We start from the raw sequence: 25985 nt of genomic DNA, 5'->3' as shown, positions 1-25985 counted from the left end.
CCAAATCTTTATAAGTTTTGGGATTTTATTTTTTTTATGGAAACTTATATTATCATAATTCTTTGTATTGCCTCATTTTTCGCAGGATTTGTGGATGCTATTGTTGGTGGTGGCGGATTGATTCAAACTCCAGTGGCATTAATTTTATTACCTAATGTTGCAGTTTCTTCTATCATTGGTACGTTGAAAATTCCTGCGTTTAGCGGAACTTCTTTTGCAGCACGACAATATTTGAAGAAAGTAACTATGAATTGGAAATTGCTAATTATTATGGCAATTGTAGCTTTTATTTCCGCTTTTTTGGGTTCAACACTTTTGACATTGGTTAGTAATGATTTTATGAAACCATTGCTTTTCGTTGTTCTGATTTTAATAGCGATTTATACTTTCATGAAAAAGAATTTTGGAAGTCATCAAGCAAAGAATTTATCGGATAATAAATTGCTTTTGTATGGAATTTTAATGAGTATCGTAATTGGCTTTTATGATGGATTCATCGGTCCAGGAACAGGAAGTTTTTTGGTTCTTGGATTTGTGGCTATACTAGGTTTCGATTTTCTTCACGCTTCTGCAAATGCTAAAATGGTGAACTTGGCAACCAATTTTGGTTCGATTTGTCTTTTTGTTTTAAAAGGTAAAATTATATGGGCAGTCGCAATACCTATGGCTTTCTGTAACGCACTTGGTGGTTTTATTGGAGCAAAATTAGCCATCAAAAAAGGAAATGGATTTATAAGAATCTTCTTTCTGATTGTAGTAATTGGAACGTTGATTAGATTTGGATATGATGTTTTTGTAAAATAAAAAATCCCAAAATTTATATTTTGGGATTTTTTAATATTATTTAAATTCTGAATAAACTTCTTTATTGTCTATATAAATTTGCGTGATATGTTTACAAGTTGTTCCAAATGGTGCTAATGGAGTCCAATTTTTCGCATAATTTAAAGTGACTTTTTTTCCAACAAAATTACTTTTGGATGTGTCCAATTCAAATCCGTTTTCTAAACCACGATTGATGTAATAGGTGATTTTATCATTTTCTAATTCAAACACTAAATCTTTAACGCCGCCTTCAGAAACCGATTTAATAATTCCTACGACTTCAACACTGTTTTCTTTTGAAGTGTCTATTGGTTTCAAACCGATTAAAGTAAGTGTCAACAGAATTAAACCTATGATTAAGAGTATTTTTTTCATTCTTTTTGTTTTAAAATAAACGAAAAAGTAATTGAAATATTATTCTGCAAAATTCAAAAATTTCAAACCAAATATAATTGCATCACCTCGATAACCATTTTGATATGAACGTACATAATCTAAACGTAACATTCTGAATTTTCCAAAACCTAAATTATCTAATCCAACTGAAAATTCTTGATAAGGATTTCTGTTTGGAATTGCTAAATTGTTAAAACCAAGAACCAATTGTGATTTCAATTTATTCAAAAGTGGAATTTTGTTCATTATATAACCGCTATCGTTGTGTTCAAAATGCGCTTCAAAATAGCTATCATTAGTACTTGCCGAATAATAAGGTAAGTTGTTGAACATATTTGTGTAGTCAAATCCACCAGAAACATGGGTTTGATTTCCGTTAAAGTGTTTATAATCCACAAATGAAATATTGTCTGCATTAAAGAATTTTCCTCCTTTGAAATTCATTTGTAAATTACCTTTATTACCAATCGATAGATTATGTGTAATTCTTGCTGAAATTAAATCATATTCATATTTTTTATCTGTTGCAGCAAAAGTTTTTTCATAACCTAAATAAATATTAGGTGATTTTTCATTTCCTATATTGTATTTTCCATCTGGTCGAGAAAGATATTTTTGTCCAAATTTAATTCGTGCTAAAACACTTGTTTTAACTAAATTATGTTTGTCAAATGCTGGTGTAACATAATCATTTGGCAGTAAAGGATTGTTTGAAGTGTATAAATCATTATTTTTAATTGTAGTATAATCTGTGGTGTTCCAAAGTGGTTTTCTTTCCGAATATTCTGCATTAAAATTTAAGTTTAATCCATTTGCAACTTCTCTACTAAAATTAGCAGAAACAAAATTTTTCTCATACAATTTCATGAAATTATTTTTGAAAAATAATGAGCTAACCGTGTTTATTAAATTTGAAATAGGATTATTGCCATTAAATTGATTAACGCTACTTCCACCATTTACATTTAAAATACTTTGATTGATATTATTGAATTTTTTGATAAAACTTCCTGTAGCACGAATTTTTTCTTCGGAAAAACCATAATCAAAACGCGATCCTATTCTTGTGAAGGTTCTTTTTTCATCGTCATACTTTGTGTAAGAAAGGCCAACTTGTGTTTTCCAACCTTGAACTGTATTGAATGAAGTTGAAAAAAGTGGTCCATCATAATTTAAAACCCATTTTTTGAATGAGTTTCTGTACGAATAGCCCATAATGATATCTGAAAAACCAAATTTATTTCTCTTGGAATCAATGGAATCTAAATATTTTTGAGATTTTTTCTTGGTTTGAAGTGCATCTTTCTTTAAGTAATCTGTTGCTTCTTCATTAGTTAACGGAACAGGTCGAATGGTTTCCCAAAAAGAATCTTCTTTTTTATTAGCGTTTTCTTCAAATTTTAAAACTTCGGCACTAAAAGTTTTTTTCTCAAATTTATCTGGGAATTCAAAATTTGAATATACGTAAGTGAAATTTCCTGAAATGTTAATTCCTAACATTCCTGCTGCAAAGTCTAGGGTTTGAGTGTTTTTTGACCAAATTTTAGTTGAATTATTGAAACTAAAGCTTTGCTTTAAAGTAAGTGAATTTAAAGCAGGATTTTGCATTTGACTACCTTTTATTGTTAAATCAACGGCATAAATTGCCCATGAATCCTCAACAATGTATATAAATCCTTCCATTACAGGTTCAGAATCACGCTTTGGAGTTACCTTAATTTTGTTAATTACTTTGTTATTTTCATCAGAAAAAACACCTTCAAGTTTGTACTTATAATAGTTGAAAGCATTATCAGAAATTGGAGTAATAACTTTTACATCAAAATCTAAATAGTTTTCATAAAAATCAAAATTGGCTTGCGCAGCATTGTTAAAACTAAAGCCATTATCATTTCCGCTTACTTTTGATGCAATAATAGTTTCCTTTAATTGATCGGGTTTTTGATAGGTTATTTTTGAAACCGTTTCTGATAGATATAGAATTCCACTTCTTGTAGAATCAATTATTTCGTCAAAGAAATCTAACTTTTGTCCCATTATTTTTTTTGGAAGATCTTTTACTCTAAAAATACCTCGAGAATAAAAATCGGCTGTAAATCTTGCTGTTTTTTCACCATTTGATTTTCGGCTTACAATGGCTTTTTTTATAATATCATTTGCAGGATTAACCTTTTTAGAAATAACAACTTCATTTATTTGAATATCTTCTTCAATTAATTGAACATCTACATTTTGTGGAAATTTTTCAGCTTGAACAATTTTTTTTTCGGTTTTGTAACCAAGAAATTGAAAAAGAACAACATGTTTTCCTGGAGTTTTTACATTTAATTCATATTTACCTTGCTCATTTGAAGTTGTACTTGTGTAAGTATCTTGCAGATAAATATTCACAAAAGGCATTGGATTTCCTTTGGTATCAGTAATTGTTCCTTTAATTTGAGCAAAACTACAGATTGATAATAAAAGTAAAAAAAGAGAAGTAATTTTTTTCATGTTGTATGGGTTTTATTAGATAGACGATTATTGGATTGAAATGGTTGCATCAATTTTAAAAATCAAAAGACATTTATAGGATTTTCAAAATTTCTTAAAATGTGTAATGAAATCTAAGTTCTCAGTCTAGTATAAAACTTTGCAAAGCCAATTCATAACTTTTTAATCCAAATCCTATAACAATTCCTTTTACACAAGGTGAAATATAGGATTGATGTCTAAATTCTTCTCTCGAAAAAGTATTTGAAATATGAACTTCAATTGTTGGGGTTGAAATGGCTTTGATAGCATCACTAATTCCAATAGATGTGTGAGTATATGCAGCGGCATTTAAAATTATTCCATCATATGAAAAACCAACTTCTTGAATTTTAGAAATCAATTCACCTTCAATATTACTTTGAAAATAATCTAATTGAATAGATGGATATTTTGATTTTAATTTGATGTAGTAATCTTCAAAAGTTTCACTTCCATAAACTTCAGGTTCACGTTTACCTAGTAAGTTTAAGTTTGGTCCGTTAATAATAATGACTTTCATTTGAAATAGGTTTTTGTAAAATTAAAAAAACCGCTCATATAAAGAAGCGGTTTTGTAAAAGTTTATGATTTTATTTTAAAACATATATCCAATAGATGCTTGAAGTACACTGTTTTTTACATCGGCATCACGTTTAGGTTCAGTTAAACCTAAACCATATCTTCCTTGAACAAAAAAGTGTTTACCTAGTTTATAGCTTAAACCTCCTGCAACTGCAAAGTCAAAAGTGTTAGAATCACCAGCTTCAACTTCGTTTCTTTCGCTTAATAAGAAAGACGCTTGTGGTCCAAGTTCCAAACTCAAATTATCATTTAAATTGAATTTAGCTAACAATGGAATAGAAATATATCCCAACTCGTTTTTAAATTGTTCACCAAGATTGTCAACTTCTGCTCCTTGTGTTGAGTACAATAGTTCGGGTTGAAATGAAAAGTTTTTTAAAACCTTTATTTCTAAAACTATACCCGCATGGAAGTTGGTTATCGCGTCTGTATTAACATCGGAACCTGTGTAATTAGCATAGTTTATTCCAGCTTTTAGACCAAGTTTCATTAATTCACTTTTTTGAGCAGTAGTAACTTGTACTGATAGTAATGTGATAATTACAAATAAAATTGACTTTTTCATTTTTAGTTTTCATTTTTATGGTTTTCAAAAATAGCATTTTTTACGATATTAACGAATAATGATTTAACTTATTGTTCTTAAAGGTATTAAATCCTAGTATTGTTAATAACTATGTTGACAACTCAGTTTTTTATTTTGTCTAATTCAGTCATAATTCAGTTTAAATTTGTTATATTAATTTTAAACAAAATAAAACATGAAAAAAATTATTTTATCTTTAGTAGCTATTGCTGCTTTTGGTGTTGCGAATGCGCAAGAAGACATGAAATTTGGAGCTAAAGCTGGTATCAACATGTCAAATTTTACTGGTGATGCTGACACAGATTCTAAAATTGGTTTCCAAGTTGGAGCTTTTGCAGAATTTAAAGTTTCTGAAAAGTTTGCTGTTCAACCTGAAATTTTATTTTCTGCTTTAGGAGCAAAAGATGATTCAGACAATTACAATTCAAATTACATTTTAGTTCCAGTAATGGCTAAGTATTATGTTGCAGAAGGATTTAGTTTAGAAGCTGGTCCACAGATTGGTTTTTTAATGTCTGCTAAGTATGGTGATACAGATATTAAAGATGCATACAAATCAACTGATTTTGCTTTAAATTTAGGTGCAGGTTATGATGTAGCTGAAAACATTAATATTGGATTAAGATATTCTTTAGGTTTATCTAATGTATCAGACATTGGTGGAGATGTTAAAACTTCTAATATTGCATTAGCTGTTGGTTATAAATTCTAATTTTAGAGTTAATAATATTAAAAACCTCTCATTTGAGAGGTTTTTTTTTGTTTTGTAATTTTTTTGTTTATTTTTGTGCGAAATTTTAAACAAAATAAAACATGAAAAAAGTTATTTTATCTTTGGTAGCTATTGCTGCTTTTGGTTTTGCTAACGCACAAGAAAAAAATGAATCTTCTGAAGGATTTGCAAAAGGTGATGTATTTGTATCAGGTGCTTTATCTTTAGGTTCTTCAAAAACAGGTGATTTTAAAGCTAATTCTTTTGAAGTTGCTCCAAAAGTTGGATACTTTGTATCAGAAAACATTGCTGTTGGTGCATCTCTTGGTTTTAATTCATTAAAATTAGATAACGGATCTGATGATGCTACAAATTCTGGTGTAGGATTTGGCGCTTTTGGTCGTTACTATTTTACTCCTGCAAGCAAATTTTCTTTATTTGCTGAATTAGGAGTTGATTACACTACAACTGATGAAGAATTTGATGCTGAAGATGGTACTGTATATACTTCTTCTTTTGAAAGTAAAGAGTTAGGTTTAGGATTAGGTTTAGGTATGAACTATTTCGTATCTTCTAATTTTTCTATTGAAGCGGGTGTGGCTGTTTTAGGATACACATCTAACGATAATGGTGGTGATGGTGCTGATAAAACTAACACTTTTGCTTTAGGCGGAGACTGGAGAGCAGTGACTTTCGGAGTTAACTACAAATTCTAATCTAAATTTTTAGATTTTAATATAAAACCTCTCAATTTGAGAGGTTTTTTTATGCTTGTAAATTACTACTTTTGTTGTAATGAAATGGAACTCCTATATAAAAAGTTATCAATCTTACTTAAGAATTGAAAGAGGTTTGTCAAAAAACACTATTGATAATTATACTTTCGATTTAGAACGATTGCAACTCTTTTTAGATACTAATGGAATAGAGGTTTCACCATTAAAAATTTCCGAGGAAACCATTCAACAATTTATATACTCCGTTTCAAAAGAGGTGAATCCGAGAAGTCAAGCACGAATAATTTCTGGATTGAAAAGTTTTTTTTCCTATTTAATTTTTGAAGACTACAGAAATGATTCTCCTATGGAATTAATAGAATCTCCTAGATTAGGAAGAAAGCTACCAGATACTTTGTCTGTAGATGATATTGATAATTTGATTGCGGCTATAGACTTGTCAAAACCTGAAGGTGAAAGAAATAGAGCAATGCTAGAAACACTTTATGGATGTGGTTTACGTGTATCAGAATTAGTAAATTTAAAAATTTCCGACTTATTTTTTGATGAAGGTTTTATAAAAATTACAGGAAAAGGAAATAAGCAACGTTTTGTTCCCATAAGTGAAGTTACTAAGAAATACATTGAATTGTATCGAAGTTTAATTAGAAGTCACCTTGAAATTCAAAAAGGGCATGAAGATACATTGTTTTTGAACAGAAGAGGAAGGCAACTTACTAGAGCAATGGTTTTTACTATTATAAAGGACTTAGCGGTTAAAATTAATTTGAATAAAGCTATTAGTCCACATACCTTCAGACATTCTTTTGCAACTCATCTTTTAGAAAATGGTGCTGATTTACGCGCAATTCAATTGATGTTAGGTCATGAGTCCATTACTACAACAGAAATTTATGTTCATCTTGATCGTAAACACTTAACTCAGGTTATGAATTCTTTTCATCCTAGAAAATAATTGTTAAATTTTTCAGTTGTAGAAAAGATTCTACGTCATTTATAAATTTGTTAACATTATAATATTTTCCTTTGCAAATATTTATTTTGAGGTGAAAATATGAATGAATATTTGAATGACAATCAAACAATTGCTGAAATTAGAAATCATTTCGCAATCTCTGCATCAGGAATTGGTGTTTGGGATTGGAACTTGATTACTAATGAAGTATATTATTCTCCTGAGTCCTTGAAAATTCTTGAAATGAAACAAATGGATTCTTACATTTCAAATCCTGAAGAATGGGATGAAAAAGTGCATCCAGACGATAGAGAATTATATTTTGGTAATATTCAATTGCATTTTGATAATAAAATTCCTTATTACGAAACTTGTCATAGAGTAATGTGTAATGGAAAATATAAATGGATTCTTGACAGAGGTAGAGTTGTTGAAAGAGATATTCAGGGTAAGCCATTAAGAATTGTTGGAACTCATACTGATGTTTCAATTCAAAAAGAAAGAGAAGAAAATCTTTTAGAGACTTTGTCGCTTGTAAATAATCAAAAAAACACTCTTTTAAATTTTGCTCACATAGTTTCTCATAATCTTAGGACACATTCGGGTAATTTAAGTTCAATTTTAAAATTGAATGAGGAAAAAATGTTTGAAAAAGATGAATTTATTGAATATTTAAAAATTGTTTCAAAGGAATTGACTGATTCTATTGATAGTTTAGTAGAGCTTGTTACTGTTCAAAATGATTTTGAAATTGAGAAAAAGAAATTAAATGTAAATATTTATATTGATAAGATTTCAAATGTTTTGACTGATGTCATAAGAAAGAATAAGACAGAAATCATCAATTTAGTTCCTGATGATTTTGAAGTTTTATTCAATTCAGCTTATCTTGAAAGTGTTCTTTTGAATTTAACTAGTAACGCAATTAAATATTCAGATAATTCTAAATTGTCTTATGTAAAATATTCCGTTGAGCAGAGTGAAGGTTATAGAGTTTTAGTAATCGAAGATAATGGATTAGGTATTGATTTGGAAAAGTATAACGATCAAATTTTTGGATTGTATAAAACATTTCACTCAAATAAAGATTCCAAAGGTGTTGGTCTTCATATTACTAAAAACCAAATAGAAGCAATGGGCGGAAAAATAGAAGTTCAAAGTAAAATTAATGAAGGGACAATTTTTAAAATCTACTTTCAATAATTGAAAAGTATAAAAATTAAAAAGCCGACTAAATTATTTTTAGTCGGCTTTTTTATAGAATTTAGTGAAACTATTTTGCAATATTTACAGCACGAGTTTCTCTAATTACAGTAATTTTAACTTGACCAGGGTAAGTCATTTCTGTTTGAATTTTCTGCGAAATCTCAAAAGATAAATTTGATGCCATATCATCAGAAACTTTTTCGCTTTCTACGATAACACGTAGCTCACGTCCTGCTTGTATTGCATAAGCACTTTTTACTCCGTTAAATCCAAAAGCAATTTCTTCTAAATCTTTCAAACGTTGGATGTAAGAATCTAAAACTTGTCGACGCGCACCAGGTCTAGCTCCAGAAATAGCATCACACACTTGGATGATTGGAGAAATTAAATATTTCATTTCAATTTCGTCGTGGTGAGCACCAATGGCGTTACAAACTTCTTCCTTTTCACCATATTTTTCAGCCCATTGCATACCAAGTAAAGCGTGCGGTAAATCACTTTCTGCATCAGGCACTTTTCCTATATCGTGAAGTAAACCAGCACGTTTTGCTAATTTCACATTCAATCCAAGTTCAGCAGCCATAATTCCACAAAGTTTAGCTACTTCACGTGAGTGTTGTAATAAATTTTGACCATAAGAAGAACGATATTTCATTCTACCAACAATCTTAATTAACTCAGGATGTAATCCATGAATTCCTAAATCGATAACAGTACGTTTTCCTACTTCAATGATTTCATCATCAATCTGTTTAGCAGTTTTAGCAACAACTTCTTCAATTCTCGCTGGGTGAATTCTTCCGTCAGTTACTAATTTGTGTAAAGATAAACGTGCAATTTCTCTTCTAACTGGATCAAAACAAGAAAGTATAATAGCTTCAGGTGTGTCATCAACAATAATTTCAACTCCAGTTGCTGCTTCAAGCGCACGAATATTTCTTCCTTCACGGCCAATGATTCGTCCTTTAACATCATCTGATTCAATATTGAACACTGAAACGCAATTCTCAACAGCTTCTTCAGTTCCAACACGTTGAATGGTATTGATGATTACTTTCTTAGCTTCTTGAGCCGCGGTAAGTTTAGCTTCTTCAATGGTTTCTTGAATGTGAGCCATTGCTTTAGTTTTAGCTTCAGCTTTTAAGTTTTCAACTAATTGCTCCTTAGCTTCTTCTGCCGAAAGTCCAGAGATTACTTCAAGTTGTTCTACTTGACTTTTGTGCATTTTTTCTACTTCTTGATGCTTTTTATCAAGCATTTCAAGTTTAGAAGTGTATTCTGCTGTTTTTGACTCAAAATCATCATTTACTTTTTTAGCTTTTGCAAGCTCGCTTGAAACCTGTGATTCTTTGTCTCTAATTCTTTTTTCAACTTCAGCCATCTTTTTGTCTTTGGCTAAAATTTCTTTTTCGTGTTCCGATTTTAATTCTAAAAACTTCTCTTTTGCTTGAAGTAGTTTGTCTTTTTTGATGTTTTCGGCTTCTAAATTTGCATCTTTTAAAATTGATGATGCTTCTTTCTTTGCGTTTTTGATAAGGTTAGAAACGTTGCTTTTTTCGAGCATTTTTGCTATGGCAAAACCTCCAGCAACACCAACGATTATCCCGATAATTATTGATAATATGTCCATGGTTGTGTAAAAAAATTAATATATAAAAAAACCTACATTAGTTGCTTGTATAAACTCGTAAGGACAAGTTTTGAGTTAACTCGTTGTTCAAGTTTCCTACGCAAGGCAGGCATACTATAGTAACGAAGATTCACTCATTTTAATTTGTTAGTGTTGAGTTTACCAATTATGAACTAATGTAGGCAGTATTTTTAGCTTATTTATAAGAACGTGTTTTTATATTATTTATTGAGATATTCGTCTATTAAATTATTCAATTTCGTTAATCTTTCAATTGATTCGGTTCCATCTATGGCGTTATCAACCTTTTTTTGTTCTACTTGAGAAGCAAATTGCAAAGCACACATGGCTAAAACATCTTGTTTGTCTCGAACGGCATAACTTTCTTCAAACTGCTTAATCATCGAATCGATTTTTTTAGAAGCATTTCTCAATCCTTCCTCTTGCGACATGTCAATCGTTAACGGATAAACTCTGTCGGCAATATTCAATTTAATTTTAAGCTTCTCATCCATACTTTTAATCTGCAAGCTGTGCTATACAGTAATCAATTTCACGAATTAATGAATTTATTTTAAGCTTTGTATCTCTTTTATAATCTTCACTGCCTAACAATGAATTTGTCAATTTTAGTGATTCAAAATCTTTTTTCAATGTTTCCATGATTGTATTTTGATTTTGAATTACATTGCTTGAAACGGTCAATTCTTGTTGTAAAACTTGATTTTTTTGTTCTAAATTGTCAATCTTAGTTAACAACTTATGAATTTTACTTTCAAGAGTATCAATTATTTCCGCAATTTCACTCATGCTTGACTTTATTCATTACTTAATTTACAAATTTATAATTACTATTCTATTAAAGCAATATTTTTTGTTAAAATCTTCTTTTATTTTTTTATTGTTTTCTAATATTATGTTTAATAGTGAGTTATCATTAGAAAAAATATTTAAATTTAGTATATATCAATCTTTTTTATATTTTAGCAAAAAACCATAATTATATGCGATTAGTACCATTTTTTCTACTTTTTATTCTTTTTTCCAATGCTCAAGATCAATATCCAAAAGACTATTTTAGATCACCATTAGATATTCCGATGAAATTGTCAGGAAATTTTGGTGAATTACGTCCCAATCATTTTCATGCTGGTTTTGATTTTAAAACGGAACAAAGAGAAGGTTTGAATGTTTATGCTGTTGCAGATGGTTTTGTTTCTAGAATTAAAATTTCTACAGCAGGTTATGGAAAAGCAATTTATATAACTCATCCCAATGGTTTTACTTCTGTTTATGGGCATTTGAAAACTGCAATGGGCAAAATTCAAGAACGAATTGTTCAAGAACAATATAAAGAACAACTTTATGAAGTTGAAATATATTTGAAACCTGGCGATATTCCTGTTCAAAAAGGAGAAATTATTGCTTTGTCAGGAAATACCGGTAGTTCAGAAGGTCCGCATTTGCATTTTGAATTTAGAGATGCCGCAGAAAACATCATTAATCCATTGTTTTTTGGTTTTGATAAATTACTTCCAGATACAAAAAAGCCCATTGTTAATGCTTTAGTGGTTTATCCAATTGATGAAAATTCAGTAGCTAATCAATCGCAACGTCCTGTAAATTTGAATTTATCGTTGCAAGCTGATGGGACATATTTATCAGAAAAAGTTTTGGCTTCAGGAAAAATTGGTTTCGGAATAAGTAGTTATGATGTTGACAATGTTTCATACAACAATAATGGAACGTACAAAACTGAATTGCAAAGTAATGGAAAACCATTTTTTGGATATGAATTTGATAAAATGGCATTTGATGAAGCTAGATTTGTAAACAATTTGATTGATTATTCGCGATATAAAAATTTGCGCCAACGAGTGCAACGATTATTTATGAAGAATTTTTATTCTTGGAGCAATATAAAAAGCAATATTGATAATGGTATTTTAGATATTTCTTCAAACTCGACCCAAACTAAAAAGTTAGAAGTTTCTGATTTTAATAACAATAAAACCATAATTTCAATTCCAATTGAATATTCGGCATTAAAACCAACAGTGTTTGCTGAAAATTTAAAAACACCTTATTTTGTAAAAGCAAATAGAGAGTCTAATTTTGAAAAAGAAAATGTAGCTGTCTATTTTCCAGAAAATACATTCTATGAAGATTTTTATTTAAACTTTGATGTAAAAAATAATAATCTCTATTTACATAAAGATGTTGTTCCAGCACATACTAATTTTACGATATCATTTGAAGATACAAAATCATCAGTTGAAGATAAGAAAAAGATGTTTATTGCTGCCGTTAACGGAAATAAATTGAGTTACCTTACAACAAAACTAACAGGTAATACGTTTTCATGTAAAACAAAAACATTAGGACAATATACTTTAGCAAAAGATACAACGGCGCCAAAAATAACTATTTCAAAAAGCATTGAAGGTAAATGGATTACAGCTCAAAAAAGTATAAGTTTAACCATTTCCGATGATTTGTCAGGAATTAAAACCTACAACGGATTTTTAAATGGAAAGTGGGTTTTATTTGAATATGAATCAAAATTAAAACGAATTACGCACGTTTTTAATGATAGTTTTCTACTTGAAGGTGCTAATAAATTGAAAGTGGTTGTCACTGATAATGTTGGAAATTCTACTATCTTTGAAACGCAATTTAACAGAAGTCAAAAAAAATAAATCTTGAGAACAAAAATTAACCTTTTATCACTACTTTTTGTACTGATAAGTTTTGTATCCTATGCACAAACAGCAAAAATTACTGGTGTCATCCTTGATGAAAAAAACAATCCTGTAGAAGGCGTTTTAATTACAGATAAAGTAAATTCAACTAAATCTACAAAAGAAGGATTTTATGTTTTAGAACTTCCTGTAAATCAAAAAGTGGTTTTGGTTTTTTCACATCCTGCTTACAAAAAAATTACGGCTTCATTTCAATTAAAGCAATATGAAGTTTTAGAATATAATCCTGTAATTAGTAGTACTTTTGAGCAAATTGATGATGTTATAATTACAAATAACAAGCGAAGAGTTCAAGGAATTATTAGTATTGATCCTGAAGTAATCAGAAAAATTCCCGGAGCAAATGCTGGTGTAGAAAGTATTTTAAAAACTTTTGCAGGCGTAAATAATAACAATGAGTTAAGTTCAGGATACAATGTACGCGGTGGGAATTATGATGAAAATTTAGTTTATGTCAATGAAGTAGAAATTTATCGTCCGTTTTTAGTTCGTTCCGGTCAGCAAGAAGGTTTGAGTTTTACTAATACAGATTTAGTTCAAAATGTTGATTTCTCAGCTGGTGGATTTCAAGCAAAGTTTGGCGATAAATTGTCTTCGGTTTTAGATATTACCTATAGAACTCCAAAGAAATTTGGAGCTAGTTTTGAAGCAAGTTTTCTTGGCGGAAGCGCATCGGTTGATTTAATTTCAAAAAATAAAAAATGGACAGCAATTACCGGAATTCGTTATAGAGATAATTCACTTTTGGTAAACAGTCAAGAAACACAGACAAATTATACACCAACTTTTGCCGATGTTCAAACTAACGTAAATTTCACACCTTCAGATAAATGGCAATTTAGTTTTCTTGGAAATGTATCACAAAATAGATATGTTTATAAACCTTTAACACGTCAAACTAATTTTGGAACAGTTAGTGAACCAATTGCCTTACTAATATTTTATGATGGACAAGAAAATGATAAATATCAAACTTTATTTGGAGCTGTAAAAACCACTTTTTCGGCTACAGAAAATTCTAATTATAAGTTGATTCTTTCTACTTATCACACACAAGAGCAAGAACATTATGATATTGACGCTGCTTATTTTTTAGGTGAAGTTGATACAAGTATTGGTTCAGAAACTTTCGGTGATGTTACGTATAGCAGAGGAATTGGCTCGCAATTAAATCATGCTCGAAACGATTTAGATGCATTGATTACCAATGTTGAAATTAAAGGAAATCATAATGCGAAAAAGAAATTCCAAATCGATTGGGGTTTAAAATACACTCGTGAAGACATTCGCGATAGAATAGTAGAGTGGGAAGTAATCGATTCTGCTGGATTTTCTATCAATCCACCAATAATTGATTTGCCTGTAAACGACCAACCATATAATCCTTATGTTGGTCCGTTAGTTCCATTTCAAGATGTGAGAGCAACTAATTTTATTACCATAAATCGTTTTTCTGGATATACTCAGTTTAATACAAAAACTACTTTAGGTGAAAATGAGTTTTGGATAAATGCAGGTGTTCGTGCACACAATTGGACTGTTTCTGGTGATGATATTTCGAATGCAAAATCGCAAACTGTTTTTTCTCCACGAGCACAATTTTCATTGAAACCCAATTGGAAGCAAGATATGGTTTTCCGTTTTTCGACAGGATTTTACTATCAACCACCATTTTATAGAGAGTTGCGTGACCAAGATGGCGTTGTCCAACCTAATGTGAAAGCTCAGAAATCAGTACATTTTGTATTGTCCAACGATTATAATTTCAAAATGTGGAATCGTCCATTCAAATTGGTTTCCGAAGCGTATTATAAAGATATGAACGATGTAAATACGTATACTTTAGAAAATGTTCGTATTCGCTATCGTGCAAATAATGATGCCACTGCTTATGCTTATGGATTTGATGCTCGAATCAATGGTGAATTTGTTCCTGGCACTGAATCATGGTTTAGTTTTGGATATTTAAAAACCGAAGAAAATCAAGATAATAAGGGATTTATTGCACGTCCAACGGATCAATTGTTGAAATTTGGAATTCTCTTTCAAGATTATATGCCTAATATTCCAAACTTGAAATTATACTTAAATTTGGTTTACAATACAGGACTTCCTGGAGGTTCACCATCGTATGCTGATGTTTATCAATATCAAAGTCGTTTGAGAGATTACCGACGTGCTGATATTGGATTTTCATATGTATTTACAGAAAAAAATGCTTCAAGACCTGATGGACATTGGTTGAAAAAATTCAAAGATTTATCGTTAGGATTTGAAATTTTCAATATGTTCAACAATCAAAATGCCATTACTAACACTTGGGTTCGTGATGCTTATACCAAAAATCAATACGGAATTCCAAATTACATGACAACAAGAGTTTTCAATTTGAAGTTGAGTGCTAGATTGTAAATGAAAATCATCAAAAAACATAGAAAAATTTTTTATGTTCCCGGAATGATTTCTTTGGTTGTTTTGCCAATTTTATTTTTGTGGTTTTTAAACTTTAATAATTCTTTTAAGGAATATACATGCATTAGGTTGGGTTTAGCTGACAAACAATCTTTTAATGAAATATTGGAGAAGTTTGATTTTCCTAATTTAAGAAATTATAAAATATTTGTTTTTAATAATACATTAGAAAAGGAGAAAAACAATTTAAGAAGTTTTCAAAAATCTCTCAGAATTCAAAATAAATTTAGAGATACCATCAATGGGATTAAACTACAATTTGGAAAAAAGATGACTTATGAAGTTTATATTAAAATTTTGGATATTTTAAATATTGAAAATACTCCAACTTATATTGATTACCAAAATAATTTATGGATATTAAATGGCAATAGGAAAAATAAAAAAATTGATGAAAAAGAGAATAAGCATCTAACAGTCAATTGCGGCACAAGTTACTATACATATATAGAAACTTTAAAAATAGAAGCAAAAGAAAAAGAGAAAGAGAGAAAAGAATTTTTTATCTCATATAATAAAAAGGTTTGGTATCTATACGTTGCTTATCTTGGTCTTGTAGTTCTAAATATTTTTGCTTTACTAAAATTCAATAGAAATAGAAAATACAGTCAAAAATCATATCTTTGATAAAAGATTAAAAATAGTATCCAAATGAAAAATTTCACAAAATATATTTTTCTTTCACTTGTAATCGTTTTTTTAAGTTGCAAGGAAGAAGCCGAAAAGCCAAAAGTAATCTATGAAGATGCTTCAAAAGATAGGAGTGAAGTAAAAACTGTTGCTGAAAAAATTCTTGTAGCAGATTTACCTGTTCAAATGGAAGGAACATCGGTTTTGTTATACCCAATTGGAGAATTTAGCGTTTCTGACGGAAGTTCAAAAACAAAATATTCAAGCTCAGAAAGAGCAAGCTTTACGGTTTCTAATGCGAGTGAAAATGAAATCACGGGTTATTTAAGCAATTTTAAATTCCAACAAATTGGTTCAGATTCATTGAAAGTTTTAACCGATAAACCTGTTTTAATTGAACGCGTTACTTATTTAAAATCGATTGCTGATAAAACTAAAAAACAATTTTTAGTTTATGTTTTAGAAGATATGGATTCTAACAAAGATGGAAAACATGATGAAAATGATATTAAGAATCTTTATATCAGCAATATAGACGGAACTAATTTCAAAAAACTTTCCGTTGATTTACAAGAATTTATCGATTGGAATGTAATCGAAGCTCAAAACAGATTGTACTTCAGAACCATTGAAGACATCAATAAAAATGGTGCTTTCGACAAAGCGGACAAAGTTCATTATCAGTTTGTAGACTTATTAGATAAAGAGTTGAAAGTTGTGGAGTATAATCCTATTTAGTTGATTTCTAACTGACCGGTTTTAACCAAATAATAAAGAAATATAAAACAAGCAATTAATATTGCTCCGAAGAACACTACAGTTGCTAAGAATCCAAAAAGTAGTAATCTTAAAATTACATTTCCTAGTTCGTGTTTTTTGTATAGCTGAAGGTAAAGCCAAATGGTTACAGCGTAAACAGGTATTGAAATTAAGCTTGAAAACGTTAATAAATATTTTGTATCAATCAAATACATTAATGGAATAGTAATTAATCCAAAAGTTAACCTTTGAGCAGATGCAAAACAGTTTATAATAATATTTTCAATATAATTGTATCCATATTTTTTGAATGCTAACCATGAACATACTGAAAATAATGGAAGTAGAGTTAATTCAATTATAGCATAATGACTAAAAATCCAATTCATCATTTTAGGCATTTCATTAGCTACAATATTTTTGGTGTCATTTTTAGGCATGAAACCTTTGTAATCAATGTTTTGAGAAAGAAGTCCATTCAAACCAGCAAGTACAAAAACTAATAAGATAGGTTTGTAATGTTTTACACGTTTTCCTTCTAAAAATTCTCTAACAGTATCACCTGGACGAGTCAGTAATTCTTTTACACTAAATAAAAACCCTTTATTTATATGAAGAAATGTGTATTGCAGTTCATCTTTAACGAAATGCCAATTTAATCGAATTGTATTTGTTTTTTGTCCACAATTAGAACAAAAGTTTCCTTCAAAAGTATGATCGCAGTTTTTACAAAGATGATGATGCATGGTTATATCTTGTATAATTCAATTATAAATCCAAAAATATTTTTAGTATTTGTTTGTTCGAAAAGCCCTTCGCCGTATATCAAATAAAAAGTAATTAAATAATTTAGGATGTAAAACAAATTTAAAACAAAAAAATTAATTAGATATGTTTTCCATTTTTTTAATCCAAAAATTGAATTTAGATGCCAAAATAATAAAATATAACTAATAATTGAAACAAAGTTATCGAGTAATTCCTTCTTTAATATGAAGATAAAGTAAATAGGAGATAAAAGTATTTGAATTACAAAAATCAATCCATGAAAGTATAAAAAGAAGACAATGATTTTTGCTAAATTAAACCTTTTATGATAAAAAAACCATGTAAGTAAAACCTGAAATGGCAACAGAATTAATGTTTTGAATTTTGTCATTTCAAAAACAAAACGACCCATTTCATTGAAACCATTTGGATTATTTGCACTGCGTACATAATCTTCATAGTCATAAATTTTATTTCCTATTAAAAGTAAGATGGTAGCAGTAATTAAGAAAAAAGTTACTGGACTAAAATAGGTTTTTCTTTTTCCTGAAAAATAGCCAAAATATACTTTTTTTGGATGAATAAATAAATCTTTAATAAGTTTTAAAATTCCTTTATCTGTATGAGTCAGAGAATGCCATAATTCATGAAATAAGTCGTGCATTTTTAACTCGCGAACACTAGATTTTTGTCCACAATTAAAACAAAAATTACCTTCAAATGAAGTTTTACAATTAGTACAAATCATTCTTTAATTAAAAACAGTTTCCAATTCTACAATTTCAAAATACGGATGGTTTTCAAAAAATTGACGCATTATATTAGTATGTGAAGCACCAAATAAAACCAAAATTACTTTATCTTTCTTCACATCAATATTACGAAGAATATTATTATAAATTTTCAAATTTCGATCATAAAATGAAAGGGTAAATTGCTCACCAGTAAAATCATCTTTTTCACCATAAGCCATGGCATAATGTAAATAATCATATTGATTTGCTTGGCGTGCGTATGGTGAATTTAATTGAATGTAATATTCAGGTAATGGTGTTTCTGAAAGTTTTTTTAATTTTTCGGTAAACGGATAAGGAACTTCAAAAAATGAATCAGGATTTGGTTTGTCATCTTTGTGTTTTTGTTCGTATTCATTTAATGGATTATAGTCTAAATCTTGTCGATTATCAGCGGCAATAATTGGAAGATTATTAATTTTTCCTAATCTAAAAGCTACTTGAATTTCTTCACGTCTTAACCAAACGGAATCTTTTAAAACACCATTTTTATAAGCATTGTATAAACTATCTGATTTTTTTTGTTCACGAAAATCTGTTTCTACAAATATTTTTTTTACTCCAAAAGCATTGAGTTTTGAAGTCATATATTCCAATTCCTTTTGTCTTTTTTCAGAAAATAAATCTTTGAAACTAGTCGAGTTTTTGTCGCCAGTTGCTCCATAATGAAAAGTTCCCATTAGGATTATTTTAATTTTTTCATTTTTCGTTTGTGCAAAAGATGAAATTGCTAAAAGTATAAATAGGATTGTTTTTTTCATTTTAATTTTCATTTAATGTTGCTTCAAATTTTTCAATTTCGCCAATTATTTTCATAAAATCTTTTACGGCTTTATCATTTTTCTCGCCATCAAGTGCCGCATTAATCATTATTATTCTTCCAATTTTTGTTATTGGGTCAAAAGATAAAAATGCAGTTACACCAATATCACTTCCGGTGTGAATCAATTTTCCTTTTTTACTATAACACCAAAAAACAGCTCGGTTTGGTTCTTTCACATCCATATTTAGTGGCATATTTTCCTCAGAAAATTGTTTTTGAAATAGTGTTGAATAGGACTCTTTAGATAATAAATTAGATGTTCCATAAAATCCTTTAATCATCTCTAAGGTATATTTTGTTAAATCTTGAGTTGAGGTTTTTAAACTTCCATCAGAGTATGTAATGCATGAATATATTTTTACACTATTGTCTTTGTTTAAAAATGGTTTTAAATAAGTAATATCTGTTTTATTAATTTCATATAATGTAGCATAATGTTCACTTTTCGATTTATCATAAAACCAATGTGAATCATTCATTTTTATGGGATCAAAAATATATTTTTTTGTAAAAGCTTCAAATGATAAACCCGATTTTAATTCAATAATATATGAAGCTAGACTGGATGCGATATTTGAATAATTGTATTCTTTTCCTGGTTCAAAAGTTCCAAAATTTGAAAGTGAATAAAATTTACCTTCTTTTGAGTAATACTCATTTAAAAAACTGCCTAATTTCAATAAAGGTTTTTCTCCTACGGAATATAAAGATAAATAAGTAGCTTCATTATCAATTAAACTTGAAGTGTGTGTTGCTAAATCTTTTATTGTTATAATTGAATTCGGGAAATTTGGATTTTGGATTTTAAATGGTAAAATAGTGTTTATATCTGTATCTAAAGTGAAATAGCCCAAATCGATACATTTCATAATGGAAAAACCAATAATTGTTTTGCTAATTGAACCAATAGGTTGAATGGTTTCTAAAGTATATTTTTTCTTCAATTTTTTTTCTGCAAAACCATATCCATTTTGGAAATAAATAGAATCGTTTTTTAAAATAGTGACTGAAAAACCAGGTAGAATTGATTTTTTAGAGATTGATTTTAAATTTTTATTGAATTGTTCGGTTCTAATTTGAGAGTTACATACTTGAAAACTGAGCAGTGTGATTAATGCAAAAATAATTTTGCTTACGTAATTATACATAAGTAGTCAAGATTTGTAAAGAAACTCCATGAAAAGTAATATTCGAAAATTGATTGATGATTTTTGAAATTATGGAAGTTTCTTCGGTTATATTATTTAAAACAAACAACTTACAACAATGTTTATAGCTGTAACAACGATTTTTACAATTAAATTTATCATGACAAAATGGTTACGTTAATTTTAGTAAAACTACGCCTTATAAATAGATGAAAATTGTAAAAATGTAATCTTAAACAAATAACCAATTCACTTCACCATTTTCTTGAGATGAAATATTTTTGAAGAAATTTTTTGGAGTCAAACCAGTTAATGATTTAAAGTCTTTTATTAAATGAGATTGATCATAAAACAACATATCGTAGCTTAATGAAGTAAGGTTGTTTTTGTTTTTCGAGTTCATATGAGATTTTAAAGCATCTCTAAATCGTTGAATTTTTTTAAAATCGGAAGGCGATTTACATAAGTTTGATTCGAAATGTTTGGTCAGATTTTGACGCGTGGTATTGTATTTCTTGGCTAAATCTGAAATTGAATATTCTTTTTGGGTGTCTTTTAAATCATTAATGACTTGATTTAGAAAAGGATGTTGAAATTCTTTTAGTTTTGACAACCAATAATTTTCAATTAATTCTATTTTTTTATTTAAATTATTTTCTTTTAATATGGTGGTAAATAATTCTTTGTAATCGTCAAAAGGTATAAAATTCGCAAAAAAATCATTAGTATAATGGCATAAAGATTTTTCTAAAAAAGCATTGAGACCAAGTGGTTTGAAATAAAATGTAATTTCATTAATATTTCCCTCATAGCTTAATTTGATGGGTTTTTTGTAATGACAAATTAAGTCGGAATTTAATGGATTTCCTTTTTTCTCTTTGATAATGCCTTTGTTTTCTGAATAGAGAACTTCAGCATTTTCAATGATAGAAACGATACTATAATTGTTTGGGAATGTAAAATATTCTATTGGTAAATCAGATTTAGAATTGGTCAAGAAGTAATATCCTTCAATATATTTTTGAAGAATTTCTGACTTTGGCTTAAAGAATTTGATTTCCAATTGGTGTGAAATATAGTTACGTAAAATTAGATAAATTTGTGTAACATAAAAGTTAAAACTTACCGAATTGTAACTAATTTTAAATCAAAATATCACTTTCCAAATCAGATTTTTCAATTTCAAAGTCAAAACCAAGTTTATCAACGAGTTCGATGACTAATTTTTTATACCAATTTTCAGATTTTGGATGAATGTAGATTTTTTCAATCAATTGAGTAATATCAACATCAATTTTTAAACCATCGTTGATTTTTATTTCTTGTTCAGATAAATCGGATATGATGCGAACTTCACGCTCATATTGAAAACTTTTTCGCTTGAAAAGAAATGGAAAAAACATATCATCAAACGGAATGTATTCTTTTTTATAGTCGATATAATTCACTTCGCCAATGTATTGCTTGAAGTTTTTTTCAACATCCAATGCTTTTTGTAATCTTCCAATAGTTGATTGAATAGCCAAACCTTCACTATTTTGTGTGAAAATTTGCCACATAGCAAATGACTCATATTCATTGATATGCCAACTGCTTACTACTACTTTCTCGCGATGTGATTTATAAAAATCTAAAAAGTCAGGATTGTTTTCAGATAATTTTTTGATTTCTTCAAAAGTTGGTTCACTAAAAGTACCTTCATATTGATCTTCAAATTTATCGGAACGTGACATGAAGAGTTTTTTAGAAAGTAGTAAATCTAAAAACTTCGATAAATCCAAATATTTCCATACTATAGTGTCAGGATTTGTGGGAAGATTGATATTTGGATTGTTGATATACATTTAAAAACGTTTCGGAAATTTCATTGAATATTGACCAACATAAAAAGCACAACAAATAAACCAATAAAATATTCTCTTTTCATTTGTAAATATTATTTGTTTTTTGGTGCATATATCGCTATTTTCTTTAGAGTTTATTTCGCAATTTTGTTATTTTCATTTGTCTTCGATGATTTACAAATGCATTCGCAAACTCTTGTTTATGGCGATTTTATAAAATTTAAATATTTTTTATTGCTTCCATCTTCCATCAATCAACTTATAACTTCATGCCTCTTAATCAAAACTTTGCATTGTAACTAGTCTTGAATAATTTCCATTCAGCGCTAAAAGTTCATCGTGTGTTCCTTGCTCAACAATTTTTCCTTTATTCATTACCACAATTTTATCTGCTTTTTGAATTGTAGAAAGTCGGTGAGCAATGACAATGGAAGTTCTATTTTGCATCATATTTTCTAGAGCAACTTGAACAAATTTTTCGCTTTCAGTATCTAATGCTGAGGTTGCTTCGTCCAAAATCATAATAGGAGGATTTTTCAAAACTGCACGAGCAATTGATAATCGTTGTTTTTGTCCACCAGAAAGTTTGTTTCCGCTGTCGCCAATGTTAGTTTCAATTCCGTTTGGTAAATCTTTTACAAATTCAAAAGCATTTGCAATTTTTAATGCTTCAATGATTTCGTCATCTGTAGCGTCTTGTTTACCAATTTTTATGTTATCTTTTATAGTTCCGTTAAACATGATGCTATCTTGAGTAACTAAACCAGTTAATCCTCTTAAAGATTGCATTGTTATATCTTTTATATTATGATTGTCAATAAGTATTTCACCTTCATTTACATCATAAAAACGGGTTAAAAGATTAGCAATTGTACTTTTACCTGATCCAGATTGTCCAACTAAAGCAACTGTTTTACCTTTTGGTATAATCAGTGAAAAATTTTCTAAAACAGGTTCGTTGTTGTAAGCGAATGTAATATTTTTTAAACTGATGTTTTCATTAAACTGTTTTAATTCAAAAGCATCAACTTTATCAGTAATTGTATTTTCAACTTCTAAAACTTCAAAAACACGTTCTGCTGCAGCTAATCCGTTTTTAACTTGATATGAAGCTTTTGAAATGGCTTTTGCAGGAGTTAATATGTTGTAAGCTAATGCAATGTAAGAAATAAATAAAGAGCCATCTAAAGATTTATCTACCAAAACTAAGTTTCCACCGTAAAAAAGTAATATGGCAATAACGATAATACCAAGAAATTCGGACATTGGAGAAGCCAAATTATTCTTCTTTCCAATGCTATTGTTTAATTTGTATAATCGGTTTACAGAATCATTGAAAATTTGAGAAAAAAAGCCTTCAGCATTATAACTTTTTACCACTTTTAAACCCGATAAAGTTTCTTCTACTACAGAAATCAAACGCCCATTTTCTTGCTGTGCTTTTGCTGATTTTCCTTTTAATGACTTTCCTACTTTAGAAATAATAAATCCAGAAATGGGTATAAATATAAATACAAATAAAGTTAGTTTCCAACTTATATTTATCATCGCAATTAAAGAAAAAATAATTGTAAGTGGTTCTTTTACAATTAGTTCTAAAACCATGAAAAATGAATTTTGAACTTCGTTAATGTCGCCAAGCATTCGTGACATTATATCTCCTTTTCTTTTTTCAGAATAATAGGGAATAGGAAGTTCTATTATTTTTTTAAACATTTTTTCACGTAAATCTCTAAGAACTCCTGTTTTTAATTTAGTCAGATGTTGTAAACCTAAATATCCAAATACATTTTTAAATAAAAAGGTAGTTACAACTAATGAAACCGTTAATAATAAAGCATAGTTTTTTCCATAGGTTTCTGAATAGTAATTTACATAGTAAAAGAGTGTATCATTTAGATAAGAGTCGATTGTAGTAATCCCTTCGTAAACAGGCAATTCAGTTATTTTTTCTTCGTTTCCAAAAAGTACTTTCAAAACGGGGAAAATCATAACCATTCCAATTGTTCCAAAAAGAGCATATAAAATATTGTAAATAACATTCCAAACAACATTACTTTTATATTTTTTAGCAAAAGGAATAATTTTTTTTAAATTTTGGTCCATTAGTTTAACTGCATTTCTGCGATAATATTTTTAATTTTTTGGTCTAATTGTTTTTCAACTTCTTTTGCATTTTCAATATTATCTAATGGAGTATTTACACTAAAATAGAATTTGATTTTAGGTTCGGTTCCACTTGGACGTGCACAAATTTTTGAACCATCTTCAAGGTAATAAATCAATACATTCGATTTCGGAATTGAAATAGATTCTATTTCCTCAGTAAACATATTTCGTGAAGTTGAATTTTCATAATCTTCAATACAAACTACACGTTGACCATTAATTTCATTCATTGGATTTTCACGTAAATCAATCATCATTTGATTAATTTCTTGCATTCCTGAAATTCCTTTTTTAGTTAATGAAATTAAATGTTCCTTATAAAATCCAAAATCAACATATAAATTTAGTAATTCTTTGTATAAAGTTGTGCCCGATGCTTTAGCTTGAGCTGCAATTTCGCAAACTAAAAGACAAGCGGCAACAGCATCTTTATCGCGAACAGCATCACCAACCATGAATCCAAAACTTTCTTCACCTCCACCAATAAATTTTAATTCAGGAAAATCTTTAATAAATTTAGCAATCCATTTGAATCCTGTTAATCCAACTTTGCACTCAACACCATAACCTGATGCTAATTCTAACATCATTGGAGTTGAAACTATTGTCGAGCCAATAAATTGTTTTCCATCTATTTTTCCTGCACGCTTCCATTGTTCTAATAAAAAAGCGGTCATGATTACCATAGTTTGGTTTCCATTCAATAACATCATTTTTCCATCAGTATCACGAACAGCTACTCCTAAACGATCAGAATCTGGATCAGTGCCAATTACGATATCGCCACCAATTTTGTCAGCTAAAGCTAAAGCCATTGTTAATGCTTCTGGTTCTTCTGGATTTGGAGATTTTACTGTTGGGAAATCACCATTTGGAATTTCTTGTTCGGGAACGATATTTACATCGGTATAACCCGCTTTTGCCAAAACTCCTGGAATTGCTTTTATAGAAGTTCCGTGAAGTGATGTGTAAACAATTTTTAAATTTTCTTTTGCTTCTTTTGGAGTATTAAAACTTGCATTTTCTACTGTTGATTTTGCGAAAGCTTCATCTACTGCAACATCAATATATTCAATTAGATTGTCGTTAGCTTCAAATTTAATTTCATTGTAATTCAACGCTTCGATAACTTCAATAATTTCCTTATCCTGCGGTGGAACTAGTTGTCCGCCATCTTGCCAATACACCTTGTAACCATTATATTCTGGCGGATTGTGTGAAGCTGTTAGCACAATTCCTGCATGGCAATTTAAATATTTTAGAGCAAAAGATAATTCAGGTGTTGGACGCATATCAGAAAAAAGATAAACGTGAATTCCATTAGCCGAAAAAACATCTGCAACGACTTTAGCCAAAGTATTACTGTTATGACGACAATCATAAGCAATTGCTACTTTTAGTTGTTCTCCAGGAAATGATTTTATCATATAATTTGATAAACCTTGGGTGTTCTTTCCTAGTGTATATTTATTGATTCTGTTGGTTCCAACTCCCATAACACCGCGCATTCCACCTGTTCCAAATTCAAGATTTTTGAAAAAACTTTCTTCTAAATCTTTTGGAGCAGAAGTCATCATTTCTTTGATAGTCTCTTGCGTTTGGTTGTCAAATGTTGGTGTTAGCCATTCATTAACTTTGTCTAAAATGTTTTGATCGATGTGCATGTTCTTATT

General features: G+C 29.2%; 24 protein-coding genes. 9 read left to right on the top strand and 15 right to left on the bottom strand.

Annotation, left to right across the window (positions count from 1 at the left end; translation table 11 throughout):
• The first annotated feature begins 36 nt into the window (after positions 1–36).
• Positions 37–804, top strand: coding sequence for a TSUP family transporter (locus tag Q0049_RS01045; RefSeq protein ID WP_298115478.1), 768 nt, complete (start codon positions 37–39; stop codon positions 802–804).
• Between the two features lie 36 nt (positions 805–840).
• Here Q0049_RS01045 and Q0049_RS01040 read toward each other — a convergent pair whose 3' ends face one another.
• The 4 genes from Q0049_RS01040 to Q0049_RS01025 all read right to left on the bottom strand — a co-directional run bounded on the left by Q0049_RS01040 (position 841) and on the right by Q0049_RS01025 (position 4882).
• The gene (locus Q0049_RS01040) at positions 841–1200 is read right to left on the bottom strand and encodes a hypothetical protein (RefSeq protein ID WP_298115474.1); all 360 of its coding nucleotides are present in this window, start codon (positions 1198–1200) and stop codon (positions 841–843) included.
• A 39-nt stretch (positions 1201–1239) separates the two neighbouring features.
• Positions 1240–3714, bottom strand: a complete 2475-nt coding sequence (locus tag Q0049_RS01035) for a DUF5686 and carboxypeptidase regulatory-like domain-containing protein (protein ID WP_298115471.1) — start codon at positions 3712–3714, stop codon at positions 1240–1242.
• A 121-nt stretch (positions 3715–3835) separates the two neighbouring features.
• Positions 3836–4255: a type II 3-dehydroquinate dehydratase gene (aroQ, locus tag Q0049_RS01030; protein ID WP_298115468.1), complete on the bottom strand. Its 420-nt coding sequence runs from the start codon at positions 4253–4255 to the stop codon at positions 3836–3838.
• A gap of 75 nt (positions 4256–4330) precedes the next feature.
• Positions 4331–4882: a porin family protein gene (locus Q0049_RS01025; protein WP_298115466.1), complete on the bottom strand. Its 552-nt coding sequence runs from the start codon at positions 4880–4882 to the stop codon at positions 4331–4333.
• A 196-nt stretch (positions 4883–5078) separates the two neighbouring features.
• On the opposite strand from Q0049_RS01025, the gene Q0049_RS01020 reads away from it, so the two are divergent.
• The 4 genes from Q0049_RS01020 to Q0049_RS01005 all read left to right on the top strand — a co-directional run bounded on the left by Q0049_RS01020 (position 5079) and on the right by Q0049_RS01005 (position 8510).
• Positions 5079–5615, top strand: coding sequence for a porin family protein (locus tag Q0049_RS01020; protein WP_298115463.1), 537 nt, complete (start codon positions 5079–5081; stop codon positions 5613–5615).
• Positions 5616–5716: 101 nt separating this feature from the next.
• Complete coding sequence (locus tag Q0049_RS01015; protein ID WP_298115459.1) at positions 5717–6331, top strand: outer membrane beta-barrel protein; 615 nt, start codon at positions 5717–5719, stop codon at positions 6329–6331.
• 79 nt (positions 6332–6410) lie between these two features.
• Complete coding sequence (xerD, locus tag Q0049_RS01010) at positions 6411–7307, top strand: site-specific tyrosine recombinase XerD (protein ID WP_298115456.1); 897 nt, start codon at positions 6411–6413, stop codon at positions 7305–7307.
• A gap of 99 nt (positions 7308–7406) precedes the next feature.
• Complete coding sequence (locus Q0049_RS01005) at positions 7407–8510, top strand: PAS domain-containing sensor histidine kinase (protein WP_298115452.1); 1104 nt, start codon at positions 7407–7409, stop codon at positions 8508–8510.
• Positions 8511–8580: 70 nt separating this feature from the next.
• On the opposite strand, the gene rny is transcribed toward Q0049_RS01005, so the two are convergent.
• From rny to Q0049_RS00990, 3 genes are all read right to left on the bottom strand, one after another.
• Complete coding sequence (gene rny / locus Q0049_RS01000) at positions 8581–10143, bottom strand: ribonuclease Y (protein WP_298115448.1); 1563 nt, start codon at positions 10141–10143, stop codon at positions 8581–8583.
• Between the two features lie 221 nt (positions 10144–10364).
• Entirely contained in the window at positions 10365–10658 is a 294-nt protein-coding gene (locus tag Q0049_RS00995; protein ID WP_298115445.1) for a cell division protein ZapA, read from the bottom strand.
• A 4-nt stretch (positions 10659–10662) separates the two neighbouring features.
• Positions 10663–10953 carry a hypothetical protein gene (locus tag Q0049_RS00990; protein ID WP_298115443.1) on the bottom strand — a complete coding sequence of 97 codons (291 nt, stop codon included), beginning with the start codon at positions 10951–10953 and terminating at the stop codon, positions 10663–10665.
• 194 nt (positions 10954–11147) lie between these two features.
• Between Q0049_RS00990 and Q0049_RS00985 the strand changes: the two genes are divergently transcribed.
• From Q0049_RS00985 to Q0049_RS00970, 4 genes are read left to right on the top strand one after another with little or no spacing between them, the layout of a single operon-like run.
• The gene (locus Q0049_RS00985) at positions 11148–12842 is read left to right on the top strand and encodes a M23 family metallopeptidase (RefSeq protein ID WP_298115441.1); all 1695 of its coding nucleotides are present in this window, start codon (positions 11148–11150) and stop codon (positions 12840–12842) included.
• Positions 12843–12845: 3 nt separating this feature from the next.
• Positions 12846–15317: a TonB-dependent receptor plug domain-containing protein gene (locus Q0049_RS00980; protein ID WP_298115438.1), complete on the top strand. Its 2472-nt coding sequence runs from the start codon at positions 12846–12848 to the stop codon at positions 15315–15317.
• Positions 15318–16004, top strand: a complete 687-nt coding sequence (locus Q0049_RS00975; protein WP_298115436.1) for a hypothetical protein — start codon at positions 15318–15320, stop codon at positions 16002–16004.
• 24 nt (positions 16005–16028) lie between these two features.
• The gene (locus Q0049_RS00970) at positions 16029–16745 is read left to right on the top strand and encodes a hypothetical protein (RefSeq protein WP_298115433.1); all 717 of its coding nucleotides are present in this window, start codon (positions 16029–16031) and stop codon (positions 16743–16745) included.
• Here the strand turns inward: Q0049_RS00970 and Q0049_RS00965 are convergent.
• The 8 genes from Q0049_RS00965 to Q0049_RS00930 all read right to left on the bottom strand — a co-directional run bounded on the left by Q0049_RS00965 (position 16742) and on the right by Q0049_RS00930 (position 25976).
• Positions 16742–17512 (bottom strand): DUF3667 domain-containing protein, encoded by a 771-nt coding sequence (locus Q0049_RS00965; protein ID WP_298115430.1) that lies wholly within the window; start codon positions 17510–17512, stop codon positions 16742–16744. The genes Q0049_RS00970 and Q0049_RS00965 overlap by 4 nt on opposite strands.
• Before the next feature lie 2 nt (positions 17513–17514).
• Positions 17515–18198, bottom strand: a complete 684-nt coding sequence (locus Q0049_RS00960; RefSeq protein WP_298115428.1) for a DUF3667 domain-containing protein — start codon at positions 18196–18198, stop codon at positions 17515–17517.
• 87 nt (positions 18199–18285) lie between these two features.
• Positions 18286–19089 (bottom strand): DUF5694 domain-containing protein, encoded by an 804-nt coding sequence (locus tag Q0049_RS00955; protein ID WP_298115425.1) that lies wholly within the window; start codon positions 19087–19089, stop codon positions 18286–18288.
• A 1-nt stretch (position 19090) separates the two neighbouring features.
• Positions 19091–20299, bottom strand: coding sequence for a serine hydrolase (locus Q0049_RS00950; RefSeq protein WP_298115423.1), 1209 nt, complete (start codon positions 20297–20299; stop codon positions 19091–19093).
• Positions 20300–20531: 232 nt separating this feature from the next.
• Positions 20532–21362, bottom strand: coding sequence for an AraC family transcriptional regulator (locus tag Q0049_RS00945; protein WP_298115421.1), 831 nt, complete (start codon positions 21360–21362; stop codon positions 20532–20534).
• Positions 21363–21441: 79 nt separating this feature from the next.
• A complete protein-coding gene (locus Q0049_RS00940) occupies positions 21442–22143 on the bottom strand; it encodes a hypothetical protein (RefSeq protein ID WP_298115419.1) in 702 nt (233 codons plus the stop codon).
• Between the two features lie 276 nt (positions 22144–22419).
• Positions 22420–24249 (bottom strand): ABC transporter ATP-binding protein, encoded by a 1830-nt coding sequence (locus tag Q0049_RS00935; protein WP_298115417.1) that lies wholly within the window; start codon positions 24247–24249, stop codon positions 22420–22422.
• Positions 24249–25976: a phospho-sugar mutase gene (locus Q0049_RS00930; RefSeq protein ID WP_298115415.1), complete on the bottom strand. Its 1728-nt coding sequence runs from the start codon at positions 25974–25976 to the stop codon at positions 24249–24251. The genes Q0049_RS00935 and Q0049_RS00930 overlap by 1 nt, the downstream gene beginning before the upstream one ends.
• Positions 25977–25985 lie beyond the last annotated feature (9 nt).

The sequence above is a fragment of the Flavobacterium sp. genome, assembly GCF_027484205.1.
Classification (GTDB): Bacteria; Bacteroidota; Bacteroidia; order Flavobacteriales; family Flavobacteriaceae; genus Flavobacterium.
The sequence above is the reverse complement of the archived record's forward strand: the minus strand, read 5'-3'. Positions and strand labels throughout refer to the sequence as shown.